This window comes from Anaerosolibacter carboniphilus, from assembly GCF_014205875.1.
Classification (GTDB): Bacteria; Bacillota; Clostridia; order Peptostreptococcales; family Thermotaleaceae; genus Anaerosolibacter; species Anaerosolibacter carboniphilus.
Genome location: NZ_JACHEN010000003.1, coordinates 129915 through 149595, shown reverse-complemented (window position 1 = coordinate 149595; position 19681 = coordinate 129915). Strand labels below are relative to the sequence as shown.

24 protein-coding genes are annotated in these 19681 nt (G+C 39.0%); 22 read left to right on the top strand and 2 right to left on the bottom strand.

Going from position 1 to position 19681, the window contains the following annotated elements; genetic code table 11:
- The first annotated feature begins 5 nt into the window (after positions 1 to 5).
- From HNQ80_RS03785 to HNQ80_RS03685, 21 genes are all read left to right on the top strand, one after another.
- Positions 6 to 200: a hypothetical protein gene (locus HNQ80_RS03785; RefSeq protein ID WP_069980589.1), complete on the top strand. Its 195-nt coding sequence runs from the start codon at positions 6 to 8 to the stop codon at positions 198 to 200.
- Complete coding sequence (locus tag HNQ80_RS03780; RefSeq protein ID WP_330583665.1) at positions 201 to 791, top strand: hypothetical protein; 591 nt, start codon at positions 201 to 203, stop codon at positions 789 to 791.
- Complete coding sequence (locus HNQ80_RS03775; RefSeq protein WP_069980591.1) at positions 788 to 3259, top strand: glycosyl hydrolase family 18 protein; 2472 nt, start codon at positions 788 to 790, stop codon at positions 3257 to 3259. The genes HNQ80_RS03780 and HNQ80_RS03775 overlap by 4 nt, the downstream gene beginning before the upstream one ends.
- A gap of 86 nt (positions 3260 to 3345) precedes the next feature.
- Positions 3346 to 3753 (top strand): phage holin family protein, encoded by a 408-nt coding sequence (locus HNQ80_RS03770; RefSeq protein WP_069980592.1) that lies wholly within the window; start codon positions 3346 to 3348, stop codon positions 3751 to 3753.
- A complete protein-coding gene (locus tag HNQ80_RS03765; RefSeq protein ID WP_069980593.1) occupies positions 3753 to 4697 on the top strand; it encodes an N-acetylmuramoyl-L-alanine amidase in 945 nt (314 codons plus the stop codon). The genes HNQ80_RS03770 and HNQ80_RS03765 overlap by 1 nt, the downstream gene beginning before the upstream one ends.
- A 130-nt stretch (positions 4698 to 4827) precedes the next feature.
- A complete protein-coding gene (locus tag HNQ80_RS03760) occupies positions 4828 to 5046 on the top strand; it encodes a hypothetical protein (RefSeq protein WP_069980594.1) in 219 nt (72 codons plus the stop codon).
- Complete coding sequence (locus HNQ80_RS03755; RefSeq protein ID WP_334292684.1) at positions 5015 to 5338, top strand: rRNA biogenesis protein rrp5; 324 nt, start codon at positions 5015 to 5017, stop codon at positions 5336 to 5338. The genes HNQ80_RS03760 and HNQ80_RS03755 overlap by 32 nt, the downstream gene beginning before the upstream one ends.
- Positions 5331 to 6467, top strand: coding sequence for a DUF2800 domain-containing protein (locus HNQ80_RS03750; protein WP_069980596.1), 1137 nt, complete (start codon positions 5331 to 5333; stop codon positions 6465 to 6467). The genes HNQ80_RS03755 and HNQ80_RS03750 overlap by 8 nt, the downstream gene beginning before the upstream one ends.
- 5 nt (positions 6468 to 6472) lie before the next feature.
- Positions 6473 to 7024, top strand: coding sequence for a DUF2815 family protein (locus HNQ80_RS03745; RefSeq protein ID WP_069980597.1), 552 nt, complete (start codon positions 6473 to 6475; stop codon positions 7022 to 7024).
- On the top strand, positions 7008 to 9038 hold the full coding sequence (locus HNQ80_RS03740; RefSeq protein WP_330602751.1) for a DNA polymerase: 2031 nt from the start codon (positions 7008 to 7010) through the stop codon (positions 9036 to 9038). The genes HNQ80_RS03745 and HNQ80_RS03740 overlap by 17 nt, the downstream gene beginning before the upstream one ends.
- A 55-nt stretch (positions 9039 to 9093) precedes the next feature.
- Complete coding sequence (locus tag HNQ80_RS03735; protein ID WP_003762658.1) at positions 9094 to 9309, top strand: SHOCT domain-containing protein; 216 nt, start codon at positions 9094 to 9096, stop codon at positions 9307 to 9309.
- A gap of 61 nt (positions 9310 to 9370) precedes the next feature.
- A complete protein-coding gene (locus tag HNQ80_RS03730) occupies positions 9371 to 10933 on the top strand; it encodes a recombinase family protein (protein ID WP_069980598.1) in 1563 nt (520 codons plus the stop codon).
- Positions 10934 to 11350 carry a recombinase gene (locus HNQ80_RS03725; protein ID WP_069980599.1) on the top strand — a complete coding sequence of 139 codons (417 nt, stop codon included), beginning with the start codon at positions 10934 to 10936 and terminating at the stop codon, positions 11348 to 11350. It abuts the gene before it with no gap.
- Position 11351: 1 nt separating this feature from the next.
- Entirely contained in the window at positions 11352 to 12917 is a 1566-nt protein-coding gene (locus tag HNQ80_RS03720) for a recombinase family protein (RefSeq protein ID WP_179948113.1), read from the top strand.
- A 588-nt stretch (positions 12918 to 13505) separates the two neighbouring features.
- Positions 13506 to 13871, top strand: a complete 366-nt coding sequence (locus HNQ80_RS03715; protein ID WP_061106158.1) for an ArsR/SmtB family transcription factor — start codon at positions 13506 to 13508, stop codon at positions 13869 to 13871.
- 148 nt (positions 13872 to 14019) lie between these two features.
- A complete protein-coding gene (locus tag HNQ80_RS03710) occupies positions 14020 to 14241 on the top strand; it encodes a cation transporter (protein WP_061106156.1) in 222 nt (73 codons plus the stop codon).
- Positions 14242 to 14412: 171 nt separating this feature from the next.
- Positions 14413 to 14634, top strand: coding sequence for a cation transporter (locus HNQ80_RS03705; protein ID WP_184308316.1), 222 nt, complete (start codon positions 14413 to 14415; stop codon positions 14632 to 14634).
- Positions 14635 to 14647: 13 nt separating this feature from the next.
- Positions 14648 to 16492, top strand: coding sequence for a heavy metal translocating P-type ATPase (locus HNQ80_RS03700; protein WP_069980600.1), 1845 nt, complete (start codon positions 14648 to 14650; stop codon positions 16490 to 16492).
- 120 nt (positions 16493 to 16612) lie between these two features.
- Entirely contained in the window at positions 16613 to 17092 is a 480-nt protein-coding gene (locus HNQ80_RS03695) for a Csac_0668 family 2Fe-2S cluster-binding (seleno)protein (RefSeq protein ID WP_061106147.1), read from the top strand.
- Positions 17093 to 17134: 42 nt separating this feature from the next.
- On the top strand, positions 17135 to 17737 hold the full coding sequence (locus tag HNQ80_RS03690; RefSeq protein WP_003762639.1) for a CadD family cadmium resistance transporter: 603 nt from the start codon (positions 17135 to 17137) through the stop codon (positions 17735 to 17737).
- A gap of 273 nt (positions 17738 to 18010) precedes the next feature.
- Entirely contained in the window at positions 18011 to 18169 is a 159-nt protein-coding gene (locus tag HNQ80_RS03685) for a hypothetical protein (protein ID WP_184308314.1), read from the top strand.
- A gap of 114 nt (positions 18170 to 18283) precedes the next feature.
- Here the strand turns inward: HNQ80_RS03685 and HNQ80_RS03680 are convergent, their stop codons facing one another.
- Both HNQ80_RS03680 and HNQ80_RS03675 read right to left on the bottom strand, forming a co-directional pair.
- Complete coding sequence (locus tag HNQ80_RS03680; protein ID WP_184308312.1) at positions 18284 to 18634, bottom strand: MmcQ/YjbR family DNA-binding protein; 351 nt, start codon at positions 18632 to 18634, stop codon at positions 18284 to 18286.
- Positions 18635 to 18774: 140 nt separating this feature from the next.
- Positions 18775 to 18945, bottom strand: coding sequence for an aspartyl-phosphate phosphatase Spo0E family protein (locus HNQ80_RS03675; protein ID WP_184308310.1), 171 nt, complete (start codon positions 18943 to 18945; stop codon positions 18775 to 18777).
- 392 nt (positions 18946 to 19337) lie between these two features.
- On the opposite strand from HNQ80_RS03675, the gene HNQ80_RS03670 reads away from it, so the two are divergent.
- Positions 19338 to 19646, top strand: a complete 309-nt coding sequence (locus HNQ80_RS03670) for an STAS domain-containing protein (protein ID WP_207726838.1) — start codon at positions 19338 to 19340, stop codon at positions 19644 to 19646.
- Positions 19647 to 19681 lie beyond the last annotated feature (35 nt).

Below are 19681 nucleotides of genomic sequence, written 5' to 3'. Positions count from 1 at the left end.
GTGCTATGGCTTATTTTTTCCATACAGCTCATGTTATCTCACCGCGAGGGTTTAGCAAGATAAAGGCTCTAACCATTCGTATATATGTTTCTGATTGCACAGGCGCAGTATTCTTTACTGATATGCTTTTACAAGGAGGCTCTATTGCTACAGGCTGGACTCCCCATGTATCAGAAATTAAATGGACACTAGATGGGTAGGTGGTGATATTGTCAGTTTCTTTTACTAGATTTGCAGAGACCATTCATTGCAAAGAAGAAAAGCGTGTTGTTAGCATAACGGTGGAACTACTTTTAGAAGACTGCACCGGTACGGTTTATTTTACCGACATTCAAGCGCAAGAAGGAGACCGCTTGACGGGTTACACAATCAATACAGAAACCATGCTCCAGAAATTTAGGCAGAATAATAGCATTGTGCCTGTTCGTTTTTATAACGGAGTGGTTCGTAGTAGTGAAACAATCATTCTCTTTAATCTTGGTAAAACCTCAGCTGGTCTTGATTGTCACATTTACCCGATACAGGGTATGCAAGCAGGAGGTATTGAGTTATCTCAAGGAGCTGGAGCACATAAGGTTAAGTTTAAAGATTCCATAAACCCAGGAGACACACTTTCTCTTTTAGCCTCTACCAAGCAGTGTTTGAAAAATGGGAGCCCTTCTGAAAAAGAGGGCTTTTTTCAATACACCGTAGCTAGTGATAGTAAGCATGTGGTGAAGTTAGAAGATAGAAAATCTGCCAGGGTATTATTCGAGTTTCAAGAAATGCAGGAAGGAAGTGAACGCCCATGAGAGATTATTTAAAAGGAAAGCGGTGCATGGTTTGGAGTTTCATGGGCAATGCTCGTATGTACCAAGCCTTACGTGATTATGGTGATCGCTTGGATACCGTAGGGATTTTTACCTTTGAAGTAGATATTACCGGAACAATAACAGAAACAGGTACAAGCATCTCCAGCATGCTTACTTACATCAACCGATGGCCACACATCAAATGGCTGCTTACTATCATGAATCATGGTACAGCATCCATTTTTACAGCCCTTAGAAATAATACAAATGGTGCAAAGGATAAATTCCTTACTGAGATTATTCGTATTATGAATAAATACCCTTGGTGCGCTGGAGTGGATATAGACTTAGAGCGTGGTGGTGGCTATGAAAATAAGGATGCGGCCAATGCTCTCTTTCAAGATATCTATAATACGGTTAAAGCATACAATCCATCTAAACTCGTGAATATTTGCTTACCCGGCATGACAGGGGTACAAGGCTCCGTTGGTGGTGAAAACTGGTGTGTTTATGAAGATTTAGATCCCTACTGCGATACAGCAGCAATCATGAGTTATGGCATGGCTTGGGCGGGTTCTGCACCGGGACCTGTATCCCCTAGGAATTGGCTGGAAGGGACCTATGATTATGCGGCTCGCGTAATGACTCCTGAAAAAGTGTTCTTTGGACTGCCTGCTTATGGTTGGAACTGGAGGATACACGATTCTCCTGCGAATCTAGGCATTACCTACCGAGGAATTTCCAACACCTATTATGCAGCCCAAAACTGGATGACTGGAGTCTATAACTTCACAAATGATGCTCCTCCCCAACCTCGTATTCCTATCATTGCGTATTGGGATGATTACGATAAGGTTCCTTGGGCTTTACCGCAGGTGTATGACTACATGGAAGGGTGGGATGCGGTTTCAAGAACGTATCCGTTAATTGGAGAAACCTATAACAGGCGCAGATATTTGACAGCTTATAGTAAACAGCAAAGAACTGAGTTTGGCACAATCTATGTAGACCGGACTGGAGGAAGTCCAGATAGCCATACTGGGAACGTGTCCGTTTCTACTCAAATGGTAACCCTTGGAGAAGGAGGCGAAGCAGAATATGAATTTGAAATAGCTACTGCCGGTGTTTATGATGTTGCATTCCGTATCTCTTTTCCCTTTTGGGATAAGAATGGTATTCATGTTGCTTTGGATGGTGTAAGTTCTACTTTTAGTGAGAATAGACTATGGTGGCCATATTGGCGCACAACTTGCTGGCTTTCCTTGTCTTCGGGTGTATATCTTTCAGCTGGCATGCATACGATCAGCGTCAGTGCGCTAGTACCAGGTGTACAGTTTTATGGATTTCGTGTATGCTCTAATTTCTCTGAGAGTCCTTCTGCAGGAGAGGCAGAATTTATGTTATCACCACGAATGTTTAAAGATGTTAACGGAGTGATGGCTGAACCGGATCGAGGATTTAAACTAACAACAGAGGTACTTCGTCGAAAAGCAGACTCTGCACTAGTTTGGTATGAAGACTTTAGGGATGACAACCCCTTACCATCTAGTTATTGGACAGCTTTAAGTGGACAGTGGCAGGTGTGGAGAAATCCTAATCAAACAACTAGTCGTCCCTACTCACAGCTTGATGGCTCAGGAGAGTTGGCATGGAATTATCAAGGGTTTTCAGATGTTCATTTACGAGCAAGAATAGCTTTTACACCGGAAGGAAATGGGCGAGCAGGGGTGTTTTGTGGGGACGTATTTTGCTGTCTGAATTTCAATACGCAACGCATCGAACTCTATAAGGGGTCTTCCCTGCTAGGTAGTACTGCCACTGGGATTATAAAAACAACTGAGGCAAATCTTCGTTCCAATCCGAGAATGTACACTATTGAAATAAGGATTAGAGGTAACTCGGTAAGGGTCTATTCAGGGGCAAGTAATACTCTTCGATTTAATGCAACCCTTAATGGGTTTTCAGGAGGTTATGCAGGGGTTCGTTCTGATGGTCGCATTCTTTGTGAACTATTAAGGTTGGGAGATGCTTGGGTCTATGAACCGTATGAAAGGTTTGATGTGATATTTCCAGGAGGAACGACCGTAGAGTATGGAAGGCTTTCAAGGACTGGTGTGACTTGGGATAATGAGTTTCAGGTATTCGCTGTAAATATTGATGTGGAGGAGTCTTCAACAAGAAGCCAAGACATCTCCATGGATTATGATTTCTTTCACTCAGGAGTCTTGCCACTTGTATGCGGAAATGATTATTCAGTAAAAGTCGTGCCTAAGGATATCAATGTTTGGATCTCTCGCCTATTTCTTGGAGATGCTGATGGTTTTTCAATTCTTTATTACCAGGACGTAGACAGCCTTGTTTATTGGGCAAATGAAGCGGCATATCGATGGAAGCTTAGAGGAATTGCCATTTGGTCTTTAGGACAGGAGGACATGAGATTATGGGAGGCACTGCCTAAACAAATATAAACGAATCAATTATAACGATCCAAGAGTGTTTGCGAAGATGCAGGCACTCTTTTTATATATTCAAAATCATGAAGGAGGTAAAAGTCATGAAGGAAATTTGGAACTGGGTACAAGTGGCACTAACTGCATTAGGCGGATTCTTGGGATGGTTTTTAGGAGGGTTTGATGGGTTTTTATATGCATTAGTTACATTGATGGTGGCTGATTATATCACTGGTGTCATGTGCGCCATCGTTGATAAAAAGCTATCCAGCGTGGTCGGTTTTCGAGGCATTTTTAAGAAGGTGCTTATTTTTGTAATGGTTGGAATAGGTCATATTATCGACACGAACCTTATAGGAGACGGTAGCATGCTCCGAACCGCCATCATCTTTTTCTATTGCTCCAATGAAGGGGTTTCCATGTTGGAAAATGCAGGGCGCTTAGGATTACCGATACCAGAAAAATTAAAGGATATTCTTGCTCAGCTGCATAACAAAGGAGGAGAGCAATAATGAATCTCAGAAAGCTTATATTTACAGAGAATGCCTGCTACAAGGCAGGAAGAAAGATTACACCAAAAGGCATCATGGTTCATAGCACCGGAGCGAACAATCCAAATTTACGCAGATATGTTGGACCGGATGATGGTCTGTTAGGAGTAAATCAATATAATAATCATTGGAATCAAGACAGACCAGATGGAAGACAGGTTTGTGTCCATGCCTTTATAGGGAAACTTAAAGATGGCTCCATTGCAACTTATCAAACCCTACCATGGAATCATAGAGGTTGGCATGCTGGAGGCGATGCGAATAATACACATATTGGCTTTGAAATCTGCGAGGACGGTTTGACCGACGCCTCGTATTTTAATGCGGTCTATAAAGAAGCGGTGGAGCTATGTGCATACCTTTGTAAGGAGTATAAACTCGACCCGATGGCTGCCGGTACGATTATCGGCCACTATGAGGGGTATCAACGAGGGATTGCATCCAATCATGCTGATCCAAGACATTGGTTTTCAAGATATGGTAAGAGCATGGACACTTTTAGAACAGAGGTTAAAAAGTTACTTTCAGCAGGTGAACCACCTGCTGGGGGCTCTGAAAATACAACCTATCCTGAAAAGCTGACTACAGGCTATTACCGCGTTAGAAAAACTTGGGCAGATGCGAAATCACAGCTTGGTGCATATCGTATCCTTTCCAATGCAAAATCACAGGTTGATAAAAACCCAGGTTATTATGTTTTCAACAACGAGGGTATGATTGTATATACCACCGGTAGCACCTCTTCACCAACTTACAAAGAGTATACGGTAGTTAAAGGTGATTCTCTCTGGGCAATTGCAGCCAAGCTACTCGGTAGCGGCACAAGATACACAGAGATTGTTAAACTGAACAATTTGAAATCAACGATTATCTATGCCGGTCAAAAACTGAAAATCCCTAACTAAGCATGATGCCCTTGGAGGTTTAAAACTTCCTTGGGCATTTTTTTTATTAAACCGTCAGATTTATGTATCTCCTGAGGCTACCAGGTAGAGGGCAACAAATAAAAGCGCCCTTTAGAAAGAGGTGATGGATATGAAGCACAATCTAAAAATTAGTGTTTCAAAGAAACCACAGACAGGTGGGATTGTTACTTACCGTAACTTTTCCGTGAGGGAGCGCATCCTTCGATTCCTTCTTGGGGGAAAACAGCGTGTAACGATTGTAATCCCCGGAGACAGCATCGAGGAACTCTCTATCTGTGAGATGACGAAAGGAGGAAATGACCTTGAGCAAAATAAAGTTACTGCTTGATGTGGTAAATGATATGCGAAGGCTTGCTGATAGCATACAAGCGGTTTGTGATGCAATGGCAGATAGCGATTCTGCTCCAAAAGAAACACCTACCACAAAGACAGAAAAAGCAAATGAGCCGGATATTTCGCTGGAAAAAGTGAGAATGGTACTTGCCGAAAAAAGTCAGCTTGGCTTTACCGCTGAAGTGCGGGGCATCATTGGGAAGTATGGTGCTGACAAGTTAAGTGCTGTTGATAAGGCTTATTATGCTGATATCTTGAAAGATGCGGAGGTTCTTGGGAATGGGTAATCATGCAATATTATCTGCATCTTCATCACACAGATGGCTTCATTGTTTACCATCTGCAAGGCTTGAACTTGAGTTTGAAAACACAAATGGAGAAGCAGCAAAAGAAGGTACAGCAGCCCATGCCCTCTCTGAACACAAGCTAAAAAAGGCACTTCGCATCAGGAGTAAGAGGCCTACATCAGAGTATGATTCAGATGAAATGGAAGAATGCACGGATGCCTACGTTGACTTCATCATGGAGCAGGTAGAACTTGCAAGAAAGTCTTGCACAGATCCTATCGTTCTTATTGAACAACGTCTTGATTTCTCTTGTTATGTTCCAGATGGTTTTGGGACAGGAGACTGTGTAATCATTTCAGATGACAGACTTCACATCGTAGACTTTAAATATGGACAGGGTGTGCTAGTTGATGCAGTGGACAATCCACAGATGAAACTGTATGCCCTAGGAGCACTTGGAATCTATGATCACCTGTACGACATTAAAGAAGTGTCCATGACGATCTTTCAGCCTAGAAGAGAAAATGTCAGCACCTGGACAATACCGGTGGAAGAACTAAAATGCTGGGCGGAAGAGGAACTAAAGCCCAGAGCTGACAAAGCCTTCAACGGTGAGGGTGAATACATCCCCGGTCCATGGTGTACCTTCTGTAAAGCGGCAAACAAATGTAGGGCTAGAGCCGAAGAAAAACTAAAACTTGCTGAGAAAGAATTCAAGATACCACCTCTTCTGACGGATGCTGAAATAGAAGAAATCTTACTTGTTCTTCCCGACCTTACCAAATGGGCAAATGAAATAACTGCCTATGCCACTGATGCAGCAGTCAATCACGGTAAAGAGTGGAATGGTTTTAAAGTTGTGGAAGGTCGCTCGGTTCGTAAGTATAAAGATGAAGAAGCCATCGCAGAAAAAGCTGTAGCAGGTGGATATAAGGATATTTACAGAAAGAGCCTTATTCCGATGACAGAGATGCAAAAACTGATGGGTAAAGCCAAGTTTGAGGAACTCCTTGGTGATCTCGTTTTCAAACCACCGGGTAAGCCGACTCTTGTTCCAAACTCAGATAAAAGACCGGCGATTAACGTAGTAAATGCTAAAAACGAATTTAACGAAATTATGGAGGATTAAATATTATGGCAAATATGCAAAACAAAACAAAAGTTATCACAGGTGTAAACTCAAGATTTTCTTACTTCCACGGATGGGAGCCTGTATCTATTAATGGTGGTGCAGAAAAGTACAGCGTATCCGTCCTTATTCCAAAGGATGACAAGGAAACCATTAATGCTATCCATGCAGCAGTTGATGCTGCCATTGAGGAAGGTATCGCAAAATTTGGTGGTAAGAAACCAAATAAGGCAGCCATTAAAATACCGCTGCGTGATGGTGATGTAGAGCGTGATGATGAGGCTTATAAAGGCCATTACTTCATCAATGCGAATAGCAAGACAGCGCCACAGATTGTAGACAAAAGTGTTAAGCCGATACTGGATCGTAGCGAGGTATACAGCGGTTGTTATGGAAGGGTTTCTCTTAACTTCTATGCTTTCAACTCAAATGGTAATAAAGGTGTAGCTTGTGGACTTGGTAACATTCAAAAAATTAGAGACGGAGAACCTCTAGGCGGTAAGACTTCTGCAGTAGATGATTTTACGACTCTTGTCGATGATGACTTCCTTGCCTAATAGAAACAATAAACTTGACGGTGGTGGAGGTCTTCCCTCTACCACCTTTTTTGATTTAGGAAAGGTGGTAGCTATGAAGAACTTAGAAATTGATATCGAAACCTATTCATCTACCAATCTACAAAAAAGTGGTGTTTATCGTTACGTAGAAACAGATGATTTTGAGGTGATGCTGTTTGGTTATGCGGTTGACGGTGATGAAGTTAAGGTCATCGATTTGATGGATGGAGAAAAGATTCCAAAAGAAATCCTAGATGCCTTAACCGATGAAGCCATTACGAAGTGGGCATTTAATGCTCAGTTTGAGCGAGTATGCCTTTCACGTTATTTGGGATATCCCACTGGGACTTATCTAAATCCTTCCTCATGGAAATGTTCCATGGTTTGGTCTGCCTATATGGGACTTCCTCTTTCTTTAGAAGGTGTAGGTGCAGTGCTAGGACTTGAGAAGCAAAAGCTGACGGAGGGTAAAGACCTGATACGATACTTTTGTGTTCCATGTACTCCGACTAAAACAAATGGTGGTAGGACCCGTAACCTACCCACTGATGAAATCGATAAGTGGCAAAAGTTCAAAGCATATAACAAGCGTGATGTGGAGGCAGAAATCCAGATACAACAAAGATTGATCAAGTTTCCAGTGCCAGAGGACATCTGGGATGAGTATCATCTCGACCAAGAAATTAACGATCGAGGCATAAAGGTTGATATGGATTTTGTTAAGCAGGCCATCGCTATGGATGACATCTCTCATGAAAAACTACTAACCGCCATGCAGCAGATAACAAATCTCGATAACCCAAACTCTGTACAACAGATGAAAAGCTGGCTTTCCGAAAACGGTCTAGAGATGGAGACCCTCGGCAAAAAGGCGGTTGCAGAGAAACTTAAGGAAACCGATGGTGAACTAAATGAAGTTCTTTCGCTACGTCAGCAACTGGCAAAATCCTCGGTAAAGAAATATACAGCAATGGAAAATGCGGTCTGTAGTGATTCAAGAGCCAGAGGTATGTTTCAGTTTTATGGAGCCAACAGAACCGGCCGCTTTGCCGGAAGGCTTGTGCAATTGCAAAATCTCCCTCAGAACCATATGCCAGATTTAAAAGAGGCGCGAACTATTGTCAGAAATGGTGATGTTGAAACACTAGAACTGCTCTATGAAGATATACCCGATACACTCTCACAACTAATTCGTACAGCCTTTGTACCAAAAGAAGGTCATAAGTTTATTGTGGCTGACTTTTCAGCCATTGAGGCTCGTGTGCTTTCATGGCTTGCAGGTGAGACATGGCGAACGGATGTATTTGCTAGTGGTGGTGATATCTACTGTGCATCTGCCTCACAGATGTTTGGTGTTTCCGTTGAAAAGCATGGTGTGAACGGTCACTTGAGACAGAAGGGTAAAATTGCTGAATTGGCACTTGGCTATGGTGGTTCTGTTGGTGCATTAAAAGCCATGGGCGCATTAGAGATGGGGCTTGAAGAGGAAGAATTAAAACCGCTTGTGAATGCCTGGAGAATGTCTAATCCCAACATCACACAGTTCTGGTGGGATGTAGATCGGGCGGCTAAACAATGCGTAAAGGAAAATAAATCACAAGAAACCCATGGCATCGAGTTTCATTGTCTTAGTGGCATGCTTTTTATCATTCTTCCCTCAGGTAGACGGCTTGCCTATGTAAAACCTCGAATCGGCGAGAATCAGTTTGGTGGTGAGTCTGTTACCTATGAAGGAGTAGGTGGAACAAAGAAATGGGAGCGTCTTGAAAGTTACGGTCCTAAGTTTGTAGAGAATATTGTTCAAGCTATATCCCGTGATATTTTGATGTATTCAATGAAGATGCTTAGTACTTATCGTATTGTGGCTCATGTCCATGATGAAGTCATTATTGAAGCCAATACTCAAATATCTGTTACTGAAGTATGTAAACAGATGAGTCAAGTGCCACCTTGGGCAAAAGGGCTGCTCCTTGATGCCGATGGCTATGAATGTGAATTTTATCAAAAAGATTAATGAAATCATCAGATTTCACCTCCTGCCATGGCTACTAGGTAGGAGGTGTTTTTCTATGAACATTTATGAAGTAAAAGATGGTTGTCCGTTAAAGGGTAAGACCGAGCAGATGACAGAGGAAGAATTACAAAAGGAATATGATTTTCACATAGCGGAGAGCATTGTCGCAAACCTATATAAAGAGGGCAAAATCACAGCGGATGAATTACACAAAATATCAGCCTTGAACAGGCAGAAATTCTCTCCCCGTTTAGCCGAGATTATGTCCTAAAAAGCTTGCTATTAATAGCTTTTAGAGTGATGTATGTAATGGGCGAAAGCGAGGTGAGATGATGAAAAAGATAACAAAAATAGATGAACTGCCCCAGGGACAACTACCTAATACGAAACTTAGGGTTGCCGCCTATGCCAGGGTCTCAACCGATAGTGATGAACAGCTTGAAAGCCTTAAAGCACAGCGTGAACACTATGAGCGCTATATTAAGTCTAATCCAGAATGGGTATTTGCTGGTCTTTATTATGACGAAGGGATCTCCGGCACCAAGATGGAGAAACGGACTGAACTGCTCCGTATGATACGAGATTGTAAGCAAGGTCGGATTGATTTTATTATCACCAAATCAATCAGCCGCTTTGCTCGTAATACAGTAGATTGTCTAGAGTTAGTAAGAAAACTGATTGATATCGGTGTTTATATTTATTTTGAAAAAGAGAATCTAAATACGGGTGATATGGAAAGTGAACTGATGCTTTCTATTCTTTCAGGGTTTGCTGCAGAAGAGTCTGCATCCATTTCACAAAACAGCAAGTGGTCCATTCAAAAGAGATTTCAAAATGGCAGCTATATTGGTACTCCGCCTTATGGCTATACCAATATAGATGGTGAAATGGTAATCGTCCCAGAAGAAGCTGAAATCATCAAACGTATTTTTTCGGAGTGCCTTTCAGGGAAAGGTGGAGGTACTATAGCAAGAGGTTTGAACAAAGACAAAATCCCAGCAAGAAGAGGTAATCACTGGAGTGCAGGCACGGTGATAGACATGCTCCGAAACGAAAAATACATGGGAGATGTTTTGTTACAAAAGACTTACACCGATAGTAACTACAACCGCCATCCAAACACAGGGGAAAAAGACCAATACTACTACAAGGATAATCATGAACCTATTATAAGTAGAGAAGACTTTGCTAAGGCACAAGATCTCATTGATGAAAGAGCCAAGATGAAGTGTAAGGGCGTGAAAAAGAACGTTTATCTTAATCGATATGCTTTAAGTGGCAAGATTGTCTGTGGAGAGTGTGGTCGCAATTTTAGGAGAAAGACAAACTACTCAGCTGGTAGGAGTTACATTGCTTGGAGTTGCATCGGTCATATCGAAGACAAAGAGAGTTGCTCCATGTTGTTCTTGCGAGATGGAGAAATAAAAGCCACATTGACAACCATGATGAATAAGCTTGCTTTCAGTCATAAGCTAATCTTAGAACCGCTATTCAAATCAATTAGCCAAATTGATGAAGAAAGCGACCGTGAAAGAATGGATGCTATTGATAAGCGAATGGAGCAACTCATGGAAGAACGCAACACCCTTATTACACTGATGGCCAAAGGTTTCCTTGAGCCAGCTCTTTTTAATCAGGAACGTAAAGTCTTGGATAGTGAGATAAAAAATCTTACAACTGAAAAAACAAACCTGGTAACGAACTCTACGAGTGGGGTTTTACGAGCAAACGATATAAAGGACCTCATTGATTACGTGTCAGCAGATAATTTTAATGGTGAGTACACAGAAGAATTATTCGAAGAATTTGTAGAAAACATCATTGTAAATTCCAGGGATGAGCTGACATTCAATTTGAAATGCGGTCTTTCCCTGAAAGAAAAGGTGGTGAGATAAATGGCATATATTCCATATGGATACAAAATTCAAGATGGAGAGGTTACTGTCGATGAAAAGGCAGCAGGTCAAGTAAAGGTATTCTTTGAGAAATACATATCAGGACTATCCCTTACAGTGGCTGGCGAACAGGCAGGTATTGATAAGACACACTCTGTGATGGGACGCATTTTGAAAAACGTCAACTACCTTGGAAATGATACGTATCCAGCAATCATTGATAAAGAGATATTTGATAAAGCTGAAGAAGTTAGAGATAAGCGTGCAAAGGATTTAGGACGAGTGGTAGAGCTTGCCGCTTTCACCTCTCCCCCTCCCAAAGAACGATTTAAAATGAGAAAGGCAGATAATAAGATGCCAGTTGATCCTTTTGAACGAGCAGAATACTTATATAGTCTGATAGAAAGCGAGGAATAAAGTGACAGAGAAAAATATAATGGTTATTCCTGCTCGTAAAAGAGTAGGAAGTACAGCCGCAAAAGAAAAGATAAAGAAACTTCGTGTTGCTGCCTATTGCCGTGTTTCTACAGAAACAGAAGAACAAAATTCTAGCTATGAGGTTCAGGTCGCACACTATACAGAGTTTATAAAAAAGAATACGGAGTGGGAGTTTGCCGGCATCTTTGCAGATGATGGTATCTCCGGTACGAACACTAAAAAGCGTGAAGAGTTTAATCGTATGATTGCAGAGTGCATGGACGGTAATATTGACATGGTTATTACAAAATCCATCAGCCGATTTGCGCGTAACACCCTAGACTGCCTTCAATACATTAGACAGCTCAAGGATAAAAACATATCTGTCTATTTTGAAAAAGAGAACATAAACACAATGGATGCCAAGGGTGAGGTTTTGCTGACTATTATGGCATCTTTGGCACAGCAGGAAAGCCAGAGCCTTTCACAAAACGTTAAGCTTGGACTACAGTACCGATATCAACAAGGAAAGGTACAGGTCAACCATAAACGGTTTATGGGCTACAGCAAAGATGAAGATGGAAATTTAATCATTGTCCCCGAAGAAGCTGAGATTATCAAACGCATCTACCGAAAATACCTTGAAGGTCAGAGTTTGGTAGGCATTGGTCAAGGTCTTGAAAAGGATGGTATTTTAACAGCAGCAGGAAAACCAAGATGGCGACCAGAATCAGTTAAGAAGATCCTTCAAAACGAAAAATACATCGGAGACGCTCTTCTGCAAAAGACCGTCACAGTAGATTTTCTTACCAAGAAGCGAGTTAAGAACGAAGGCCATGTTCCGCAGTACTATGTTGAAAATAGCCATGAAGCGATTATTCCCAAAGACTTATTCTTGCAGGTGCAGGAGGAAATTCATCGAAGAAGGAACATCTACACAGGAGCAGACAAGAACAAACGAATTTATAGCAGCAAATACGCTTTAAGTGCCATCACCTTCTGTGGAGATTGTGGGGATATTTACAGGAGAACATATTGGAATATTCACGGCAGAAAAGAATTTGTCTGGCGATGCGTGACTAGAATCGAGCAAGGACCTGAGGTCTGTAAGAATAGAACGGTAAAAGAAGATGAACTCTATGGTGCTGTAATGACTGCGACTAATAGGCTACTTGCAGGTGGAGATAACATGATTAGAACACTGGAAGAAAATATTCATGCAGTAATCGGTGACACTACAGAGTATCAAATTTCAGAACTTAACAGCTTGCTTGAAGAAAATCAGAAAGAACTAATCAGCCTAGCCAATAAGGGAAAAGACTATGAATCCCTTGCAGATGAGATTGATGAGCTGCGTGAAAAACGTCAGACACTCCTTATTGAAGATGCATCCTTGAGTGGTGAGAATGAGAGAATCAACGAGCTGATAGAATTTGTTCGTGACAACAAATATTGTACCCTAAGATATGATGACACGCTTGTAAGGAAGATTATCCAAAACGTTACTGTGTATGAAGACCACTTTGTAATAGGCTTTAAATCTGGCATTGAAATTGAAGTTGAATGAGAAAAACCCGTGATTCCACTGATAAAGGAGTCATGGGTTTTTTGATGGGTATGGGCGGTTGAGGCTTCTTCTCAATCTCAGTGCTTGAATGTGGAGTACATCATTTTATTTTCTAAATGTTCTTCTAAAAGTTTAGTGATTAGAACAAAGGAATCAAAAGCATCTAGGCCCGAATCCACTAATCTTTCAAAAACCTCATCGAAAATTTTTATTTCCATTAAATATCGTCCTTCTGCTATGTAATATTCATGATGAGCAGCTTGCAAGGCGGCTTGTCGAGAAAGTAAGAGTCTTTGATTAGAAGCTAACTATTGAGTTTAAGTCTGGGATGGAGATTGACGTAGAAATATAAGATATAGAGTTGGCATCCAATCAAGGGAGCTATTACCCGTTTGGCGGTTTTTCCACATGAAAACCTATGGTAGGTATTAATAATCAATATGCTACTCGTTTATTTGAATAAGTTTTTTAGAAAGAATTCACTTGAATAATTGTTCAAGTGTCTATTGACATCTTATCGATAAGGTATTACAATATACATATGAACACTTGAACAAGTATCCAATAAGTAAAAAACGAGGTGATAATATGGCACGTAAAATCCAACCAGTTGAAAAATGCGACTGTGAAGTAATACATGAGGAGACTGTAAATCAAGTCCGAGAAAAAATGCCTGAAGAAGAAACTCTCTATGACTTAGCAGAAATATTTAAAGTATTTGGAGATTCAACGCGAATCAAGATACTATGGGCTCTTGATGAAGCTGAAATGTGTGTTTGTGATATTGCTGTATTACTTAACATGACACAATCAGCAATTTCCCATCAGCTGAGAGTCTTAAAGCAGGCTAACTTAGTAAAAAACAGAAAAGAAGGTAAGGTAGTATATTATTCCTTAGTTGATGAACATGTAAGACAAATATTTGACCAAGGTTTAATTCATATCAATGAGTAATGAAATAAACCAGTTAAAATAGAATTGAATGTTTATTTGACTATATATGAATATATGAACATATAATTAAATATTCGAAAATTGGCAGAAAATACTCCAAGAAAAAACTTGGAATATATAATAAATAATATTTAGGAGGATGGATGTTATGAAAAAGAAATTTATATTAAAAGGATTAGATTGTGCAGATTGTGCAGCAAAAATGGAGAGAGCTATTAATAAGCTTGATGGTGTAAAGGAAGCTACAGTTAACTTTATGACTCAAAAGCTTGTTATTGAGGGCGAAGATGAGAAGATGTCTACAATTGTACAAGAGGCAGAAAAAATCGTAAGGAATATTGAACCTGATACTGTTATGAAAAAGGCATAAATGACTTTTAAACTAAAGATTAACTTTATATAAATCTAAATTTAAAAAAATATAATTAAAACTATATTTTTTAATAATCAAGATGAATATATATTCAAGTGTTCATGTTGAAGATAAATAGTCTAAGAATATTTAATGATAATACACAAATAATATAGGAGGATGAGTGTTATGAAAAAGAAATTTACATTAGAAGGATTAGATTGTGCAGATTGTGCAGCAAAAATTGAACATGCAGTAAATAAGCTTGATGGTGTGAAGGAAGCAACAGTTAACTTTATGACTCAAAAGCTTGTTATTGAGGGTGAAGATGAGAAGATGCCTACAATTATGCAAGAGGCAGAAAAAATCGTAAAGAAAATTGAACCTGGCACTGTTATGAAAAAAGCTTAAAGGGAGTGTGAAAATGAATAAACGTCTTTGGAGAATAATCATTGGTGCAATATTATTTATTGTGGCCATAGTAATTGATGTAAATATTGAATGGTTAAATATTGCTTTATATCTAATCAGCTACATAATTGTAGGTGGAGATATAGTTATGAAAGCAGTTAAAAATATTTTTAGAGGTAAAGTTTTTGACGAAAACTTTTTAATGTCTATTGCTACGATTGGTGCAATGTTAATCGGTGAGTATCCAGAAGGTATTGCAGTTATGCTGTTTTATCAAGTTGGTGAACTATTTCAAAGTTACGCAGTTGATAAGTCAAGAAGATCAATTGCCGAGGCTATGGATATACGGCCAGATTATGCCAATGTTAAAAAGAACGATGAAGTTATAAAAGTTGACCCTGATGAAGTACAAATAGGTGATATAATTGTAATTAAACCAGGAGAAAGAGTTCCTCTTGATGGTAAAGTAATTGAGGGAAATTCAACGGTTGATACATCAGCACTTACAGGTGAGTCTGTTCCGCGTGAGGTAGAAGTAGGGCATGAAATTCTAAGTGGATGCATCAACATTAATGGAGTTATTACTGCAGAAGTTACAAAGGAATATGGAGAATCTACTGTAAGTAAGATTCTTGATTTAGTTGAAAATGCAAGTAGTAAAAAATCTCAGTCAGAACAATTCATTACGAAATTTGCAAGATATTATACTCCAATTGTTGTAATTATTGCAGTTTTCCTTGCTACTATTCCGCCTCTTGTTATAGATGGGGCAACCTTTAGCGACTGGATATACAGAGCATTAACATTCCTAGTAGTTTCTTGTCCATGTGCTCTTGTAGTCTCTATTCCTTTAAGTTTCTTCGGTGGAATAGGTGGAGCATCTAGAAAAGGTATTTTAGTCAAAGGTAGTAATTATTTAGAGGCATTAGCAGAAGCTGAAATAATCGTATTTGACAAAACGGGAACACTTACAAAGGGTGTATTTAATGTACAGGAAATTCATCCAGAAGGAATTACTAAGGAAGAGTTATTAGAGTTAACTTCATATGCAGAAAGTTACTCAAACCATCCAATTTCTAATTCCTTAAAACAAGCATATGGCAAGGAAATTGACAATGGACGCATTTCGGATGTAGAAGAGATTTCAGGTCATGGCGTTATTGCAGCGGTTGATGGGAAAAAGGTTGCAGCAGGAAATATAAAACTTATGAAAAAGTTAAATATACCTTGCTATGAAGGTGAAGCTGTTGGAACTGTTGTACACGTAGGAATTGATGACAAGTATGCAGGTTACATCGTTATTGCAGATGAAGTTAAAGAAGATTCAGCTCGGGCAATTAAGGAACTTAAGGAAGCTAAAATTAAGCAAACTGTTATGCTAACAGGTGATACAAAAAATGTTGCATCAAAGGTTGCCAAGCAGCTTGGATTAGATAAGGTATACTCCGAGTTACTACCAGGAGATAAGGTTGAAAAGGTAGAGGAATTATTAGCACAGAAATCTGCAAAGGGTAAGCTTGCCTTTGTAGGTGACGGAATCAATGATGCTCCTGTTTTAGCCCGTGCAGATATTGGTATAGCAATGGGTGGTTTAGGTTCTGATGCCGCAATTGAAGCTGCGGATGTTGTAATTATGACCGACGAACCTTCAAAAATTGCCACAGCAATAAAAGTTTCTAAGAAAACATTAAGAATTGCTCGTCAAAACACAGTATTTTCAATTGGAATAAAAATAATTGTTCTTATTTTGAGTGCTTTTGGAATAGCTACTATGTGGGCAGCTATATTTGCAGATGTAGGTGTAACTATTATCGCAGTATTAAATGCTTTTAGGGCACTTAATGTTAAAAATCTGTAGCATTACGAAAATATAATTTTTTATCGCCGATTGGGAGTAGAATTTATCTTAATCGGCGAATTTTAATAGCAAGTAGAGTATATTGTCTTTAACGAGAAGCAAAAACGAGGAGGTTATATAATGAGCACTATTAATGAATGTTGCCATGGGCACAATACACAAAAAATAGAACAAACTAAGGTTCATTGTCCAGTATGCAATACAGAAGGTATTTCCGTTAGTAAAGTGACAGTTGAGCACTTAGTAACAGACGATTATCTCAAGTTAGTAGATGGGGAGCAATATAAGATTTGCATGAATGGAGATTGTAGTGTTGTCTACTATAACGTTGATAATGGGGTAAGATTCTTAAAAGAACAAGTTAAAGTTCCTGTCTGGTTTAAGAAAGATGCAGATCCTAAGTATGCTTGTTATTGTAGCGAAGTCACAGAAGGTCAGGTAATTGAAGCAGTTGTAAAGCATGGTGCGAAAACCGTAAAAGAAATAAATGCCATAACAGGAGCAATGAAAAATCCTAATTGTAAAGAAAACAATCCGTTGGGGGTTTGTTGTCATAAGATTATTCAGGAAGCTATCGATAAAGGCTTAAAAATGGAATAATTTCAACTGAATGTTAAAAATCTATAGTATAAGGAGAAAATTATGCAAACACTTATTTCAGCGTTACTTGTATTCATTTCTACATCGATTGACTATTTAGTTGTTTTAATAATTCTTTTTGCCAACCAAGGAACCCGAGGGATAAAATCTATTTATATCGGGCAATATTTAGGGACTGGTATATTAGTCGGGGTAAGCCTCATTGCTGCCTATTTCCTCAATTATATTCCTCAGGATTGGATGATTGGGTTTCTAGGTTTGATTCCTTTGGGTTTGGGGATTCGTTCGATATTTGTTGATGAGGATGTGGATGAAGATTCCATTGGAAATCAAATTAAAAACAATCAATCCCAAATTTTTGCTATTACAGGTCTGACTTTAGCTATGGGAGGAGATAATCTTGGGATTTATATTCCATATTTTACAGGAATGAATGTTGGTCAGATTGTTATAGTTCTTGCAGTCTTTATTATTGGCATATTCCTTCTATGCCAGTTAGCTAAAAGATTTGCTACTATCCCAATGATTGGTGGAATTATCGAACGCTATGGGCGTATTATTGTGCCCGTTATCTTTATCGGGTTAGGAATTTATATTCTTGTCGAAAATGGCACAATTAACTACCTGATTTCTTTTTATAATTGACTATATTCTTGATAAGTTCTTATAGTTAGTGTAAGTTTGAAAACCGAGATGCGCCACATTTCTTTTCGGTGAATTAGGTTTTTACAATAAACTCACACGAAAGTCTATAGTTGATTTGTTCCCACATACGTACACCCTTAGTCGATATGTTCCCTCGGAGAGAATTTCAGTCTAAAAAATACAGGCTGCTAATTCTTGACAGCTATCCCCTCCTCTCAAAACATGTGGAAACGGTAGTAAGGCTATATAAGAGAAAATAGAGGAGCGTAGCATATGTCAAAGCACGATATTGAACGAATGAAACAGCTAATTGAAGAAAAAAAGAAATTAAGCGCACAACAAGGTAGCACTGCTGAAAAACCAAATCAAAAAATGGGAAGCTATCGGAAGGCTTTTAAGAGCACGAAACGAGGGGGATTTTTCGATAAATAGGGAATCGCCATAATAAGTTATAAAACCGGATTGAAGATATAGAAGGCAATATGAAGCTGAATGTTTAAATAATATAAAAAGCGCCTATCGAATAGGATAGGCGTTCTTATTTTTCTAAGCTAGGGTTTGTCTTTCTGCCTTTGTGAGGCTTTTTAAAACCAGTTCATGAGAATGATGAATCATCCATATAATTTCATCTTCTGGTACTGAATCATTCATAATAATGGTATTCCAGTGCTTCTTATTTAAATGATATCCAGGTGTGACAGAAGCGTATTGCTGGCGAAAATGCTCAGCCAATTTAGGGTCACACTTTAATGACAGATGCAGTTCATCATCTTTAAAAGTAATAAGGGCAAACATTTTTGAAAGAACCTTTATTACCAATACATCATCCCCAAAAGGATAATCCTCTCTAGCACCATTTAGAGCTAAACAATATTTTTTTAAATCTAGTATATTCATAATCTCCATCTCCTTGATGAGTCGGCTATCGTGAAATAAGTATATCATGAAAATAGAGCACTAGAAAAGGAGATTATATTCGTCATGGTGTGATAGAACTTTAGATATAAAATTCTAGGATAGAAAGGATAATCAAAAAGTTATATTTTTTTGCGAATCATTTCATTATACTTCGCGATGGCTGCGTTTAGGGTTTGACTAGAAGCGATGACCTCAGGATCTTGTAGATCGATTCCTTTTTTTTCAATTAATTCATACAAAATAGTTCTAAGCTTTTCAATGTCTTCTAGTAGTTTCTGTAGTTCACACAAATCTATCACCACCTAGTAGATAGGATAGACAAAGTCACACAAAATATGCACGATCGTCTGATGGATAGGATTGTTAGGTAGTGAAAGACAACGGGGTTCCCTTTAAAAAGAGAACCCTATGTAAAAAGGAGGAGTGTATAAAGCTTACACACATTTTTAGTTTACGCTAAATATGTGTGAAAAATGTGAGGAAATCATTAAAAAAATATTACAAAAACAGGATAAATGTATTTTTAAATCTATCCCTGTGAACACAAAGCCATAGGCTAGTTTGTCATAAAAAGAAAAATAGTTTGACAATTCTACAGCGACAAATGACAAAGTTTTTATCATGAAAATGCTATAATGACGTCATGGAGAATATTTTAATTAGGAAATTTGCATAGTGAGGGATGGACAGAATGAAAGAAATATTCTTACAAAAGGAGCTGCATCAGTTTGATCCAATTGCATTGAGGTACATTTTCTTGAATCTAATCGAGGAGCATGATGATGCGAAGACCATATCTGTAGATTTCACAGCCATTGAGTATGTTACTGGTATCTTTTTAGGTGCCTTGGTATTTTTTCTAAAAAAAGCAAAGGATAGGGGAATCACTATTCAATTGGTCAATGTAAGACCAGATATCGAAAGGATATTCAGGCTGACCGCACTGGATAGAATATTTACCATCAATTCATCGACATGGCTAAAAAAGTAATAGGCAGAATGTACTCTGCCTATTACTTTTTATCT

Bases quoted from the DNA above. Each gene is read 5' to 3' on its own strand.
- HNQ80_RS03785 (WP_069980589.1), top strand. From the start codon at position 6: ATGGCTTATTTTTTCCATACAGCTCATGTTATCTCACCGCGAGGGTTT.
- HNQ80_RS03775 (WP_069980591.1), top strand. From the start codon at position 788: ATGAGAGATTATTTAAAAGGAAAGCGGTGCATGGTTTGGAGTTTCATG.
- HNQ80_RS03770 (WP_069980592.1), top strand. From the start codon at position 3,346: ATGAAGGAAATTTGGAACTGGGTACAAGTGGCACTAACTGCATTAGGC.
- HNQ80_RS03765 (WP_069980593.1), top strand. From the start codon at position 3,753: ATGAATCTCAGAAAGCTTATATTTACAGAGAATGCCTGCTACAAGGCA.
- HNQ80_RS03760 (WP_069980594.1), top strand. From the start codon at position 4,828: ATGAAGCACAATCTAAAAATTAGTGTTTCAAAGAAACCACAGACAGGT.
- HNQ80_RS03755 (WP_334292684.1), top strand. From the start codon at position 5,015: ATGACCTTGAGCAAAATAAAGTTACTGCTTGATGTGGTAAATGATATG.
- HNQ80_RS03750 (WP_069980596.1), top strand. From the start codon at position 5,331: ATGGGTAATCATGCAATATTATCTGCATCTTCATCACACAGATGGCTT.
- HNQ80_RS03745 (WP_069980597.1), top strand. From the start codon at position 6,473: ATGGCAAATATGCAAAACAAAACAAAAGTTATCACAGGTGTAAACTCA.
- HNQ80_RS03740 (WP_330602751.1), top strand. From the start codon at position 7,008: ATGACTTCCTTGCCTAATAGAAACAATAAACTTGACGGTGGTGGAGGT.
- HNQ80_RS03735 (WP_003762658.1), top strand. From the start codon at position 9,094: ATGAACATTTATGAAGTAAAAGATGGTTGTCCGTTAAAGGGTAAGACC.
- HNQ80_RS03730 (WP_069980598.1), top strand. From the start codon at position 9,371: ATGAAAAAGATAACAAAAATAGATGAACTGCCCCAGGGACAACTACCT.
- HNQ80_RS03725 (WP_069980599.1), top strand. From the start codon at position 10,934: ATGGCATATATTCCATATGGATACAAAATTCAAGATGGAGAGGTTACT.
- HNQ80_RS03715 (WP_061106158.1), top strand. From the start codon at position 13,506: ATGGCACGTAAAATCCAACCAGTTGAAAAATGCGACTGTGAAGTAATA.
- HNQ80_RS03710 (WP_061106156.1), top strand. From the start codon at position 14,020: ATGAAAAAGAAATTTATATTAAAAGGATTAGATTGTGCAGATTGTGCA.
- HNQ80_RS03705 (WP_184308316.1), top strand. From the start codon at position 14,413: ATGAAAAAGAAATTTACATTAGAAGGATTAGATTGTGCAGATTGTGCA.
- HNQ80_RS03700 (WP_069980600.1), top strand. From the start codon at position 14,648: ATGAATAAACGTCTTTGGAGAATAATCATTGGTGCAATATTATTTATT.
- HNQ80_RS03695 (WP_061106147.1), top strand. From the start codon at position 16,613: ATGAGCACTATTAATGAATGTTGCCATGGGCACAATACACAAAAAATA.
- HNQ80_RS03690 (WP_003762639.1), top strand. From the start codon at position 17,135: ATGCAAACACTTATTTCAGCGTTACTTGTATTCATTTCTACATCGATT.
- HNQ80_RS03685 (WP_184308314.1), top strand. From the start codon at position 18,011: ATGTCAAAGCACGATATTGAACGAATGAAACAGCTAATTGAAGAAAAA.
- HNQ80_RS03680 (WP_184308312.1), bottom strand. From the start codon at position 18,634: ATGAATATACTAGATTTAAAAAAATATTGTTTAGCTCTAAATGGTGCT.
- HNQ80_RS03670 (WP_207726838.1), top strand. From the start codon at position 19,338: ATGGACAGAATGAAAGAAATATTCTTACAAAAGGAGCTGCATCAGTTT.